This window comes from Clostridium beijerinckii HUN142 (genome assembly GCF_000621745.1).
GTDB lineage: Bacteria > Bacillota > Clostridia > Clostridiales > Clostridiaceae > Clostridium > Clostridium beijerinckii_A.
On the sequence record NZ_JHXK01000010.1, the window covers coordinates 62,648 to 76,326 of the forward strand.

Below are 13,679 nucleotides of genomic sequence, written 5' to 3' on the forward strand. Positions count from 1 at the left end.
ATGAAACAAATATTAATTATAGAAGATGATATAAATATTGCTGAACTAGAAAAAGAGTATCTCCAATTAAATGGCTATAAAGTGGAAATAATTCAGGATGGAACTGAAGGATTAAAAAAAGCTCTTATGGGTACATATAATCTCATAATAGTTGATTTAATGCTGCCAGGTAAAGATGGGTATGAAATAGTAAGAGACGTTAGAGAAAAATATGAAATACCTATAATAATAGTATCAGCAAGAAGTGAAGATATTGATAAAATAAAGGGGTTAGGATTTGGTGCGGATGATTACTTAACAAAACCTTTTAGTCCTGCCGAATTAGTAGCCAGAATAAAATCTCATATGCTTAGATATGAGAGGTTGTCAGGAAATAAACCACAATTCAATATTATTAGCCATAAAGCATTAGAGATAAGAACGGATTCTCATAAAGTTTTTGTAAATGGAAAAGAGGTTATTCTTACTACAAAAGAATATGAGCTTATGATATTTTTAGCTTCTAATCCTAATATAGTTTTCACTAAAGATCAGTTGTTCGATAGAATATGGGGAGAGGATTATTACGGAGATACGGCAACTGTAGCAGTTCATATACAAAAGTTAAGAAAGAAGATTGAAAAAGATCCAGGAAATCCAGAATATATTGAAACACTTTGGGGAACTGGATATAGGTTTAATTCCTAAATTTGAATATTGAAATAAGCTCATCAGATCTTTATATATTCTATTAATTAATTAAAAGAGCATTGTGAAAATTTGACTAAGGTAATAAGCATATAGCTAATAAAAAAGTGGCCAATTGGCCACCCTTTTATTTCACAACTATATTAACAAGTCTTCCTTTAATTACAATTACTTTAACGATAGTTTTACCTTGAGTATTTTCTTTAATAGTCTCATTCTCTAATGAAGTAGCTTTTATACCTTCTTCATCTAAATTAGAAGCTACCATGATTTTAGCTTTTATTTTACCATTTATTTGGATTGCAATTTCAACCTCATCTTTAATTAAAGCAGCAGGGGTAAATTCTGGCCATTTTTCATTAAAAATTGTTGAGTTATTTCCAAGTAAGCTCCATTGTTCTTCTGCAAAGTGAGGAGCAAATGGTGCAAGTAATTTTATGAAATCAACTATTGTTTCTTTTAAGAAGCTTGTGTTCTTAATATTTTCTTGAGTATACTTGTTAAGAGCATTTGTAAGTTCCATAAGTCTTGCTATTGCAGTGTTAAATTGCATTTTATCTCCGTCTTCAGTAACACCTTTAATAGTATTATGTTTCCAGAAGTTTAATTCTTTTTCAGCTGAATCAATAGAATCTTTAGTATTATCGCTTGAATTTATTACATTTCTGCATGTTTCAAGAATTCTTTCAATTCTATCTACAAATTTACCAACAGATTTTATTCCATCATCACTCCAAGCTCCACCCTCAGTATAACCAAATCCAAACATTAAGTACATTCTAAATACGTCAGCGCCATATTCTTTAATATAATCATCAGGAGAAATAGTATTTCCTTTTGATTTGCTCATTTTAAGTCCATCTGGTCCTAAGATTAAGCCTTGGTGAGTTAAGCTTAAGAATGGTTCATCAAAGTTTAAATATCCCATATCTCTTAGAGCTTTTGTTATAAATCTTGCATATAATAAATGCATACAAGCATGTTCTGGTCCACCGACATATTTATCTACAGGAAGCATTTTGTTTACTTTTTCAGGATCAAAAGGCGCATCCTCGTTTTTACTGTCTACATATCTTAAATAGTAAAAAGATGAACATACAAATGTATCTAAAGTATCAGCTTCTCTTTTTGCAGGCTTTCCACAATGAGGACAAGTGGTGTTTATAAATTTTTCAGATTTACCTAATGGTGATTTACCATCTGGAGTAAATTCAACATCGTATGGAAGTTGTACTGGAAGATCTTTTTCTGGTACTGGAACTATTCCGCAATCATCACAATATATAACTGGAATTGGAGCACCCCAATATCTTTGTCTTGATACTAACCAGTCTCTTAGTCTGAAGTTTACCTTCATTTGACCTAATTTGTCTTTTTCAAGTTCTTCAACGATCTTTTTCTTAGCTTCATCAGTTGTTAATCCATCAAACTTACCTGAGTTAACAAGTACTCCATATTCGCAGTATGGAAGCTCTGGATCAGTATTATCTTTATCTGTTATAACTCTTTCAATTAGAAGATTAAATTTAGTTGCAAAAGCAAAATCTCTTTCATCATGGGCAGGAACAGCCATAACGCATCCTGTACCATAAGTAGCCAACACGTAATCAGAAATCCAAATAGGGACTTCTCTTCCGTTAATAGGATTTATAGCATAAGATCCAGTGAATACACCTGTTTTTTCTCTTGAAACTGATTGTCTTTCAATGTCAGATTGTTTAGCAGCAGCTTCTTTATAGCTTTCCACAGCTTCTTTATATTCTGGAAGTGTTAGCTGATCAACTAATTGATTTTCAGGGGCTAAAACTACATAAGTTACACCATTTAAAGTATCAACTCTTGTAGTGAATACATCAAAATCTAAAATTGAATCTTTAACCTTAAAAGTAACTTGTGCACCATAAGATCTTCCAATCCAATGCTTTTGCATAGATTTAGTTTTTTCAGGCCAATCTAAACCATCTAGCTTATCAAGTAATTCATCACCGTAGTCAGTTATTTTAAAGAACCATTGAGTAAGGTCTTTCTTCTTAACTTCTGTACTACATCTTTCGCAAGCTCCATCAACAACTTGCTCATTTGCTAAAACCGTATTACATGATGGACACCAATTTACAGGAGCCTTTTTTCTATAAGCTAACCCTTTTTCGTAAAGTTTTAGGAATAACCACTGGGTCCATTTATAATAATCAGGAAGACAAGTAACAACTTCATTTTCCCAATTAAACATAGCCCCCATAGATTTTAATTGTTTTTCCATTGTTTTAATGTTCTTTAAAGTAGAATCTTGAGGATGAATTCCTGTTTTTATAGCATAATTTTCAGCAGGTAATCCAAAGGCATCAAACCCCATTGGTTGAAATACATTATACCCCTGCATTCTCTTAAGTCTTGCCCATGAATCTGTTGGACCATAATTAAACCAGTGACCAGCATGTAATTGAGCACCTGATGGATAAGAAAACATTTCTAATGTATAGAGCTTTTTATCTAAGTTTTCAGGATTAAATTTATAAACCTCGTTCTCTTCCCAAAATTTTTGCCATTTTTCATCAATTTTAGTTCCGTAATTTGCCATGATATAGCCTCCTATAATTTTAATGTAAAATGCACAATATAATGCATATAAAAGAAAAACATTTATAATAATTAAAGAATATGTTATTAAAACCATAATTTTAATTAAAATATTAGATTTACATAATGAGAATAGATAAATTAAAAAAAGCTCTCATCTCTAAAACAAAGAGACGAAAGCATAATTTCCGTGGTACCACTCTTAATTAGAAGAGATAAAAAATAAATTTATCCTTCTCACTTATTATTTTAACGGGTTTACCGTACTTGCTTTTAACAAGTAAGCTCCTAGGCAAGTTCATAATAATATAACACTGTTTTGCACCAAACAACAGCTCTCTTTAAGATATAGCTATTACTAATACTCCTATTCATCGCACAATATAAAATTTTAATAATATTATATATTAAGAAATCTAAAAAAGTCAAGAAGTTGACTTATATAGATTCATTTGATAGTTCAAATGTATTATTACTGATTGTTCATGTAATATTTAGAATGATATTAGCAGGTGGTGTGTTATCAAAAGTGAAATTAATTTTCAACTTAAATTAATATTATTTCTAAAAAAGCAAATAATATTTTTTTTAGAATAAGTTATTATGATACAATATTAGAATAGAGAAGAGTTTAATATAGGGATGTGAATCAATGAACATACTTTTAGGCTTAATAGTTATAACTTTAGTGTTAAATATACTTTTTTCTTTATCATTAGTATTTATAGAAAGAAAAGATCCAACCACAACATGGGCATGGATATTAATATTAATGATTTTGCCTGGCCTTGGATTTGTGATTTACATCATGTTTGGTCAAAATCTAAGTAGGCAAAAAATTTTTAAGGAAAAAATAAAGTTTGATGAGAAGAAAAGAAAAAATTTAAATGATACATACAAACCTGATAAACACGGTCATGATGGCGGAGAAAAATTTGCTGATTTAAGAAGACTAAATTTTAATAATTCGGGTGTGAAATATACTACTAATAATAAAATTGATGTATATACAAATGGCAAAGAAAAATTTAGACAATTAATTGAAGACATAAAGAATGCTAAAAAGTTTATTCATGTTGAATATTATATATTTAGAGGAGATGCTATTGGAAAGCAGATACTTGATGAATTAACTAAAAAAGTTAAAAGTGGATTAGAGGTCCGATTATTACTAGATAGTATGGGATCGCGCAAGTTAAGAAAAAAGGTTCTTAGGGAATACATGAATGCAGGTGGAAAGTTTTCACTGTTTTTTCCGGGGATTCTACCTCATATAAATACTCGTATAAATTATAGAAATCACAGAAAAATAGTAGTTATTGATGGTCAGTACGGTTATGTTGGAGGTTTTAATGTCGGAAAAGAATATATAAATGAGGATCCTGAAGTTGGTTTCTGGAGAGATACCCATGTAAGAATAGAGGGAGAGGCAGTTAATGCGTTAAACGAAAGATTTCTATTGGACTGGAGCCATGCATCTGGTGAAAAAATAGGCGATTATAATAAATATGCAAAAGAGTTCAAGAAAGACTTAGGAGATATAGGAATACAGATTGTTACTAGCGGGCCGGATCACAAGGAAGAATATATTAGAAATGCTTATTTAAAATTAATTAACAATGCTAAAAATAATTTGTATTTAGAGACTCCATATTTAGTTCTCGATTCACCAATATTGGAATCATTAAAAATTTCTGCATTATCAGGGGTAGATGTAAGGCTTATAATACCAGGAAAACCAGATCATTTCTTTATGCAGTGGGCAGCAAGTTCTTATGTGGGGGAATTACTAGAAGCAGGCGTTAAAATATATAGTTATCAAAACGGATTTATTCATGCAAAAACAATAGTGGCTGATGGTTTAGTAATGAGTATAGGAACAGCTAATTTAGATATTAGAAGTTTTAAGCTTAACTTTGAAGTTAATGCATTTATTTACGATGATAGAATTGCAAAGGATGGAGAAAAGCAGTTCATGAATGATATTGAGTGTTCGGATGAGATAACTATGGAAATATATGATAGTAGGAGTCTTTCTCTCAAGATTAAGGAATCCTTGATTAGATTAGTATCTCCTATATTATAGAATGTTATAGGAAACTTAGAATTATGATAGACCCACTCTTTTACTTAAAGAAATAAAAGAGTGGGTCTATGAATTTAAGCAGTTTAATATGTATTAGATGTGCAGGTGTTAAGGATATTTTTTATGAAACCTTAAATACTTATTTTCATAAACATCATTATATCTATAGGCGATAATTTTACAAGCTATAAGCTTTGGTACGTAGAGTTTATATATGTTGCAATTAAGTTTCCACATTCTAGTTTTAATTGAGCACTTGGCTTGATAGAGTTTTAAATATGAATTTATTATTGGAACATATATACATAAAATATTAATCTATTGCAAAGTTGCTAAAGTTATGGAAACTTTTTCTTAACAGAGTATAATTTAATATATAAATTTAATAATACAAGTGAGTAGGAGAAATATTTAATTCATTAGGATTGGAGTATTATATGAAAAACAAAGAAAAGTTTTATTATTCCTTGACTACTTATATAAATTATGGAGTAACAAGCATAGTGACTACTTTCTATGTGCCATATTTAAATCAAGTGGTTGGATTATCATTAAGTCAAGTTGGAACTGTAGTATCAATAGGAGCGCTATTTGCAATTCTTTCTCAGCAATTTCTAGTAAGTAAATTTTCGATGAGAAAAAATAAGAAAAGATTTATTATCATACATTTATGTGCACTTATTGGTATGATAATATTTTTAATGTTTGTTAACAAGACTATTATATATTTTTATGCAGTTCTTTATGGAATTATAGTGCAAACAATTGGAAATGTATATGAAGTATATGTCGAAGAAATAGCAGTTAGAAAAAATGTAGAGTATTCAGAAATAAGAAAATGGGGATCTATAGGATTTGGGTGCGTAGTTTTATTAAGTGGAACTATAATTTTAAAATATGGATTTAAAACCATACATATAATAGGAATTATAATGGCATGTATAGTTATATTATTAATAGCTATGAAGTTTAAAAACACTGAAACAGATGGAAATCCCAATAGGGGAAAACTAATTGCTGTATTTAAAAATAAAAATTCAGTAATTCTCGGAATAATTAATATTTTAATCATAGGGACTTATACAGCAATAGAATTTGCATATTCAACATATTTAATTGAAATAACGGGAAATGCAGATTTAGCTAACTCTATATATAGTAAATCTATATTTTCAAGAGTATGTGTTGAATTTATATCATTTATGCTTGTAGGAAAGTACCTAAAGGATAAAAAGCCTAAGAAATATTTAATAATAGCATTTCTTATAGGAACAACTAGGATATTTTTATTTTCAACGGGTTCAATACCTTTAGTTGTTTTAGGAGATCAACTACATGGTCTAATGTATGGATGCTATTTAACATTTTTATTTAAATACATAAGAGAAGTAGTTGATGATGAACTAGTTGCTGGTACATATTCATTTGTTAGTGTGCTAGGATCAGCAGGAGCTAACTTTGTATACCCACATATGTTTAGTGCAATCCAAAGAAACTTTGGATATACTGCAATGTATCTAGTTGGTTTCTCAATTATGGTAATTTCTTTGCTAGTTTCTATAAAAATTCTTCCAAATGGTAAGAAGGTTCAGGTATAAATTAAATCATAGCATGAAATGTAGAGGTGTCGTGAATTACGGTACCTCTTTTTTATTTCTCATCATAAGTGTTTTGATAATTGTTTTATAATATAAACTGTAATAAATATTTAAATAACAGAATAGCTTGGTATTATTTTCTTGATGGAAGTAAATGGAGTATATTCTTTGTATTCATTAAAAAATGCTAATTAAATATGAAATAGAAAAATTTAATGCTTAACTGATTTAACCTAATTAGCCAGTTGATAATATATTTGAATTTGAATTTGAATTGTAATTGATAAATAAGTAAAAAACATAATATATAATTTTGGAATTGATATAATTATGGAAAAATTATTGATGTTTTAGTTGTAAAACTAACTATATGTTTAAAAAGTGTTAATTTGTATTGACAATTAACTATAGTTTGTTATAATGATAAAAAGATTAATTTTAAATGTAAATATTGTAATTAATGTTCGTAAAAATAATTATTAAATTTAGAAATGGAGAAAATCATGGAAAAGGATATTGTAAAATCAGTTATGCAAAAATTTTATAGCTTTTTTTATTTTACATTCTGGGGCTTTTATTTTAGCGCTGGCTATTTATTTTGCAAAAAACTGAAAAGTACCTTTTTGATGAGTTATTTATATTTTATATAAGTTTATAATATATATCAGTATTGATATTTTATGGAACTCATTATACATGAGTTCCATTTTTTTTCGCAAATAATCGAATGTATGCAAGGGGGCAATATAAAATGGTAGTAATATTAAAGCAAAAAGCAAAGCAAGAAGAAATAGAAAGACTAACAAAACAACTTGAGGCGAAGGGAGTTTCGGTAAGCTTAGTTGTTGGGTCAGATGTTAGTATTTTGGGATTAGTTGGAGATACAAGTATAATAGATCCTTCGGTTGTTGCAGCTAATGGAATAGTTGAAAGAGTTATGAAGGTACAGGAACCTTTCAAGAAGGCAAATAGAATGTTTCATCCAGAAGATACAATAGTAGATATTAATGGGGCTAAAATCGGCGGAAAGAAAATAGCAATGATTGCAGGGCCATGTTCGGTTGAAAGTGAAGAACAAATCACTGAAATAGCTAAAGAAGTTAAAGAAATCGGGGCAAACTTCTTAAGAGGCGGTGCATTTAAGCCAAGAACTTCACCATATGCGTTCCAAGGAATGAAATATGAGGGGTTAGAGCTTTTAAAGAAAGCAAGAGAAAGTACAGGATTACCAATAGTTACAGAACTTATGTCTCCGTATGATATAGAAATATTTGTGGATAACGTAGATGTGATTCAAGTTGGTGCTAGAAATATGCAGAACTTTGATTTACTTAAGGAACTTGGGAAAACAAATAAACCAATATTATTAAAAAGAGGGTTATCGGCGACTATAGAAGAATGGTTAATGTCAGCGGAATACATTATGGCAGGAGGAAATGAAAATGTAATTCTGTGCGAAAGAGGAATAAGAACCTTTGAAAACTACACAAGAAACACTTTAGACTTAAGTGCAGTGCCTGCTATTAAAAAATTAAGTCACTTACCTATAATAATTGATCCAAGTCACTCTGCAGGAAAGTACTGGATGGTCGAACCATTAGCAAGGGCTGCAGTTGCAGTTGGGGCAGATGGACTTATTATTGAAGTTCATAATGATCCAGAAAATGCATTATGTGATGGACCACAATCAATCAAGCCAAGTAAGTTTGCAAAGCTTATGGAAGAGTTAAAAGTTATTGCAGCGGCTGTTGGAAGAGAAATATAAAATTATTAAATTAAAGAACAGTTGGTATTAACAATTACTTATTACAAGTATCTAAAAAATAGAAAAGAGTTATAACGTAATCTTAGTCATAATGCTAACTGTTTAATTAAAAGAGGAGTGTTTATAAATGGAAGATTTAGTTGTTGAACTTGGTGAAAGAAGTTATCCAATCATAATTAAAAAAGGATTAATTGATGAAGTGAATCTGGAAATCCAAAAAGTTTTTAAAGGTAAAAAGATATTTATACTAACTGATAAAAATGTAGGTTCTCATTATGGAGATAGGATAAAATCATGTTTAATTAACTCAGGATATGAGGTTAAGCTAATGGAACTAGAACCAGGTGAGGAAACTAAAGCCTTTAGTACCCTTCCTTTGATATATAATGAACTATTAGATTTTAAAATTACAAGAAGTGACTTAATTATAACTTTAGGAGGAGGAGTGATTGGAGATCTTGGAGGTTTTGTTGCATCAACTTTCTTAAGAGGTGTTGATTTCGTTCAAATGCCGACTTCATTGCTTGCTCAAGTTGATAGCAGCGTTGGTGGAAAGGTTGCAGTAGATTTGGAAAGAGGCAAAAATTTAGTAGGAAGTTTTTATCATCCTAAATTAGTTTTAATAGATCCAAATGTACTTGAAACTTTAAGCGAAAGATTTTTCAGAGATGGAATGGCAGAAGTTATTAAGTATGGATGCATAAAGGATAAGGAATTCTTTTATTTCTTAAAAAACATGAAAAACAAAGAAGAGGTTATGCACAATATAGAAAAGATTATCCACAGATGTTGCTTTATAAAAAAATGCGTTGTGGAAAATGATGAGAAAGATACTGGAGAAAGAATGTTGTTAAACTTTGGACATACATTGGGCCATGCCATAGAAACATATTATAACTTTAAGAAGTTTACACACGGGGAAGCAGTAGCTATAGGAATGTATGAAATAAGTAAAATCGCAGAAAATAAAGGTTTAACTGATCAAGGCGTAAGTGAACAGATAAAAGATATATTGATGCAATATAATCTTCCTTATGAAGTTGAAATAGAAGAAAGCTCAGAAATTTTAGATACTATAGCTTTAGATAAGAAAAATATTGATAATGTTTTAAAGGTAGTATTATTAAAAGGCATTGGAGAATCATACTTAGAAAAGACTAATGTAGAATTTTTTAGTTAATGATAGATATGAAAGAAAATAGGCTAGAATGCTTATGTGTTATTTTGAATATATCTGAAGCAATGAATAAAGAAAAAGCGAGGTAAAGTAATGGGGAACTTGAAAATTTATCCTGGAGAGTTAAGTGGAGAAGTTAAGATACCACCATCTAAAAGTATGGCACATAGAGCAGTAATTTGTGCGGCTCTTGGAGATGGTATTAGCAAGGTCACAAATATAGATTATTCTGATGATATTATTGCTACAATTGAAGCAATGTCATCATTGGGGGCTAAGATAACAAAAAAGGAAGATTATCTTGAGGTTTACGGAATTAACAGTCCGGAAAATATTGAAGCTAATTCAGTTAAAGATGAAAGAACTATAGATTGTAATGAATCAGGATCAACCCTTAGATTTTTAGTACCTATAGCAGCGTTATTTGAAGGAGTTAATAGATTTGTTGGAAGAGGGAATTTAGGAAAGAGACCACTGGACACTTATTATAAAATTTTTGACGAACAAGGAATTAAATATTCTTATAAAGAGGGAATTCTAGATTTAAAGACTGAAGGGAAATTAAAAGCTGGAGAATTCAAGATGGAAGGAAATATTAGCTCACAGTTTATAACAGGATTATTATTTACGCTTCCTCTTTTAGATGGAGATTCTAAGATTATAATTACTACAGAAATGGAATCAAAAGGATACATTGATTTAACTTTAAGTGCTATTAAGGATTTTGGTGTAGAAATTATAAACAATAATTATGAAGAATTTATAATAAAGGGAAATCAAATATATAAGAGTATAGATTACAGAGTTGAAGGTGACTACTCACAAGCAGCATTCTTCTTCTGTGCTGATGCACTTTCAAGCAATATTGTGCTTAATGACTTGAAACTGGATTCTCTTCAAGGTGATAAGGAAGTAATTGATATATTACAGAGAATGGGATTAAAATTAAATAGTAAGAATAATGGTTTGATCGGAAATGTTAGTGACGGTCTGAAAGCAACTTTAATTGATGGTTCTCAATGTCCAGATATAATCCCAGTAGTATCATTAGTTGCTGCATTAAGTGAAGGTACTACAGAAATAATAAATGCAGGAAGACTTAGAATTAAAGAATGTGACAGATTAGCGGCAGTAACTTCGGAACTTAATAAATTAGGTGCTAAAATTACAGAAAAAGAAGATGGATTGATAATTGAAGGAGTAAAGGAACTTAAAGGGAACGTTGAAGTTTGGAGTCATAAAGATCATAGAATAGCAATGACTATAGCTATAGCATCAACTATATGTAAAGAACCTATAATACTTAAAGATTACGAGTGTGTTTCAAAATCTTATCCTCAGTTTTGGGATGATTTTAAGAATTTAGGAGGTGTATTTGATGAGTGGAATGTGGGGGAATAAATTAAAGGTCTCTATTTTTGGAGAATCCCATGGAGTTGGAATAGGAATAACAATTGACGGACTTCCTTCAGGTGTAGAAATCAATATTGAAGAAGTTATGAAAGAAATGGCAAGACGTGCACCCGGAAAAAGTAATTTATCTACAGCTAGAAAAGAAGCAGATGCACCAGAAATTTTGAGCGGGTTCTTTGAAGGAAAAACTACAGGTACCCCTCTTTGCGCAGTAATTAGAAATGCAGATATGCGTTCTAAGGATTATGGAAAACTTAAAGATTTGATGAGACCAGGTCATGCGGACTATCCAGGTTTCATTAGGTATAATGGATTTAACGACTACAGAGGCGGTGGATCTTTCTCTGGGAGAATTACTGCACCATTAGTATTTGCTGGGGCTGTATGTAATCAGGTATTAGAAAGTAAAGGAATTAATATAGGAGCCCATGTTAAGAGTATTGGAGATATCCACGATAAGAGTTTTTATGATGTAGAATTAAGCAGAGAACTTTTAGGGGAATTAAAAACAAAGGAATTGCCTTTATTAATCCAAGAAAAAGAAGAAGAAATGAGAGATACAATTCTGAAAGCAAAAAAAGAACAAGATTCTGTAGGTGGAACTATTGAATGTACTGTTATTGGAATAAATCCGGGAATCGGTAATCCGTTTTTTGATTCAGTTGAATCAACTTTAGCTCATTTAATGTTTTCTGTCCCAGCAGTTAAGGGAATAGAATTTGGAAAGGGCTTTGAAATGAGCAAATTAAGAGGATCTGATTGTAATGATGAATACTATTATGACGGTGATAAAGTAAAAACTTATACTAATAATAATGGTGGAATTACAGGTGGAATAACAAATGGAATGCCAATATTATTTAAGGTTGGAATAAAGCCCACGCCATCAATATCAAAGACTCAAAGAACAATAGACATTGTAGAAAAGAGAGAATCAGAGCTTGTCATTGAAGGACGTCATGACCCTTGTATCGTGCAAAGAGCTGTTCCAGTAATTGAAGCTGTAACAGCGATTGGAATACTTGATTTAGTACTTTAATAATAAAGAATTCACAATACTAAGTGAATGAATATCTAGGATTTAATTACAAACTGTGCATTAAGAAGGAAAAGTGTTAATTTGAACGAGTTAAGGCACATTGAAGAAAATAAAAAGTCTAAAATATGATGGCAGGTAGACTAGTTAGTTATTTTTTAATTGAGTCTAAGTGAGGAGAAATGAAATGGCGGCTATAGATGATTATAGAAATAAGATTGATGAAATAGATAAAGAGATAACAAGGCTTTTCGAAGAAAGAATGGATATAGTAGTAAAGGTTGGAGAATATAAAAAACAAAACAATTTACCTGTTTTTAATAAAGCGAGGGAAGATGAAGTCATTGCGAAGAATATAGAATATCTAAATAATAAAGATTATTCAGAGGGGTTAAAAAACTTTTTTGTTAATATTATGAATATATCCAAAGATCTTGAAGATAAAAAAATAGTGGAAGCTACAAGCATTAAAACTGAATGCAAACCACATTTAAGAAGTGAGAAGAGTGACATTAAAGTTGGCTTTTATGGTGTTGCAGGATCATTTTCAGAAGAAGCAATGATTAAGCATTTTGGTAAGAAAGATGATGCTAAGGCGTATGATGAATTTGAGGATGTATTCTTAGCAGTAAAAAATGGAGAAATTCATTATGGAGTTGTGCCAATTGAAAATTCTTCAACTGGTGCTATTTCACAGGTTTACGATCTCTTATATAAGTACGGATTCTATATAGTTGGAGAAGAGTGCATTAAAATAGATCAAAATTTAATTGGAATTAAAGGAACAAAATTAGATAATGTTAAAGAAGTATATTCACATCCACAGGGGTTTGAACAAAGTACTGATTTTTTAAAAGAATATAATCACTGGAAGAGGATTCCTTTTCATAGTACTGCAGATAGTGTTAAACTTGTTAGTGATTTACAAGATATGTCAAAGGTTGCTATTGCAAGCAAAAGAGCAGCTGATATATATAATTTAAGCATAATAAAAGGAAATATAAATAATAGAAGTGAAAATTCTACAAGATTTATAGTTATATCAAAAGAATTAGAATTAAATAACAATTGCGATAAAGTAAGTGTTGTATTTTCTCTTGAGCATAAAGCAGGTACTCTATATAAATTATTAAGGCATTTTGCAGAAAATAATATAAATATGATGAAGATTGAATCAAGACCTATGGAAAAGGGAGCGTGGAAATATTTCTTATATGTAGATTTTGAGGGGAATCTTGAAAATGAACAAGTTAAAAAGGCATTGAGTTTAATTGAACAAAGCAGTGCGTATTTTAAACTTATTGGTGGATACAGGAAATACTGTTAAAAGGGGGGATTAA

General features: G+C 30.3%; 9 protein-coding genes and 1 other annotated feature. Of the genes, 8 read left to right on the forward strand and 1 reads right to left on the reverse strand.

Features of this window, described 5'->3' with window-relative positions:
- The gene (locus T483_RS0104860; RefSeq protein ID WP_026885826.1) at positions 1 to 687 is read left to right on the forward strand and encodes a response regulator transcription factor; all 687 of its coding nucleotides are present in this window, start codon (positions 1 to 3) and stop codon (positions 685 to 687) included.
- 127 nt (positions 688 to 814) lie between these two features.
- On the opposite strand, the gene leuS is transcribed toward T483_RS0104860, so the two are convergent.
- A complete protein-coding gene (gene leuS / locus T483_RS0104865; RefSeq protein ID WP_026885827.1) occupies positions 815 to 3,265 on the reverse strand; it encodes a leucine--tRNA ligase in 2,451 nt (816 codons plus the stop codon).
- Positions 3,266 to 3,430: 165 nt separating this feature from the next.
- Positions 3,431 to 3,648: a binding site (T-box leader), on the reverse strand.
- A gap of 268 nt (positions 3,649 to 3,916) precedes the next feature.
- Between leuS and cls the strand changes: the two genes are divergently transcribed.
- From cls to pheA, 7 genes are all read left to right on the forward strand, one after another.
- Complete coding sequence (gene cls / locus T483_RS0104870) at positions 3,917 to 5,350, forward strand: cardiolipin synthase (RefSeq protein WP_026885828.1); 1,434 nt, start codon at positions 3,917 to 3,919, stop codon at positions 5,348 to 5,350.
- 437 nt (positions 5,351 to 5,787) lie between these two features.
- On the forward strand, positions 5,788 to 6,948 hold the full coding sequence (locus T483_RS0104875) for an MFS transporter (protein ID WP_026885829.1): 1,161 nt from the start codon (positions 5,788 to 5,790) through the stop codon (positions 6,946 to 6,948).
- 751 nt (positions 6,949 to 7,699) lie between these two features.
- Positions 7,700 to 8,713, forward strand: coding sequence for a 3-deoxy-7-phosphoheptulonate synthase (gene aroF, locus T483_RS0104880; protein ID WP_026885830.1), 1,014 nt, complete (start codon positions 7,700 to 7,702; stop codon positions 8,711 to 8,713).
- A 127-nt stretch (positions 8,714 to 8,840) separates the two neighbouring features.
- Complete coding sequence (gene aroB, locus T483_RS0104885; RefSeq protein WP_026885831.1) at positions 8,841 to 9,893, forward strand: 3-dehydroquinate synthase; 1,053 nt, start codon at positions 8,841 to 8,843, stop codon at positions 9,891 to 9,893.
- 90 nt (positions 9,894 to 9,983) lie between these two features.
- On the forward strand, positions 9,984 to 11,291 hold the full coding sequence (aroA, locus tag T483_RS0104890; protein WP_026885832.1) for a 3-phosphoshikimate 1-carboxyvinyltransferase: 1,308 nt from the start codon (positions 9,984 to 9,986) through the stop codon (positions 11,289 to 11,291).
- Entirely contained in the window at positions 11,269 to 12,342 is a 1,074-nt protein-coding gene (gene aroC, locus T483_RS0104895; RefSeq protein ID WP_026885833.1) for a chorismate synthase, read from the forward strand. Before aroA ends, aroC begins: the two co-directional genes overlap by 23 nt.
- A gap of 184 nt (positions 12,343 to 12,526) precedes the next feature.
- Positions 12,527 to 13,666 (forward strand): prephenate dehydratase, encoded by a 1,140-nt coding sequence (pheA, locus tag T483_RS0104900; RefSeq protein ID WP_026885834.1) that lies wholly within the window; start codon positions 12,527 to 12,529, stop codon positions 13,664 to 13,666.
- Positions 13,667 to 13,679 lie beyond the last annotated feature (13 nt).

Excerpts from the sequence above, each read along its gene's own strand:
- aroA (WP_026885832.1), top strand. The coding sequence starts at position 9,984 with ATGGGGAACTTGAAAATTTATCCTGGAGAGTTAAGTGGAGAAGTTAAG.
- T483_RS0104860 (WP_026885826.1), top strand. The coding sequence starts at position 1 with ATGAAACAAATATTAATTATAGAAGATGATATAAATATTGCTGAACTA.
- aroB (WP_026885831.1), top strand. The coding sequence starts at position 8,841 with ATGGAAGATTTAGTTGTTGAACTTGGTGAAAGAAGTTATCCAATCATA.
- aroF (WP_026885830.1), top strand. The coding sequence starts at position 7,700 with ATGGTAGTAATATTAAAGCAAAAAGCAAAGCAAGAAGAAATAGAAAGA.
- cls (WP_026885828.1), top strand. The coding sequence starts at position 3,917 with ATGAACATACTTTTAGGCTTAATAGTTATAACTTTAGTGTTAAATATA.
- pheA (WP_026885834.1), top strand. The coding sequence starts at position 12,527 with ATGGCGGCTATAGATGATTATAGAAATAAGATTGATGAAATAGATAAA.
- leuS (WP_026885827.1), bottom strand. The coding sequence starts at position 3,265 with ATGGCAAATTACGGAACTAAAATTGATGAAAAATGGCAAAAATTTTGG.
- T483_RS0104875 (WP_026885829.1), top strand. The coding sequence starts at position 5,788 with ATGAAAAACAAAGAAAAGTTTTATTATTCCTTGACTACTTATATAAAT.
- aroC (WP_026885833.1), top strand. The coding sequence starts at position 11,269 with ATGAGTGGAATGTGGGGGAATAAATTAAAGGTCTCTATTTTTGGAGAA.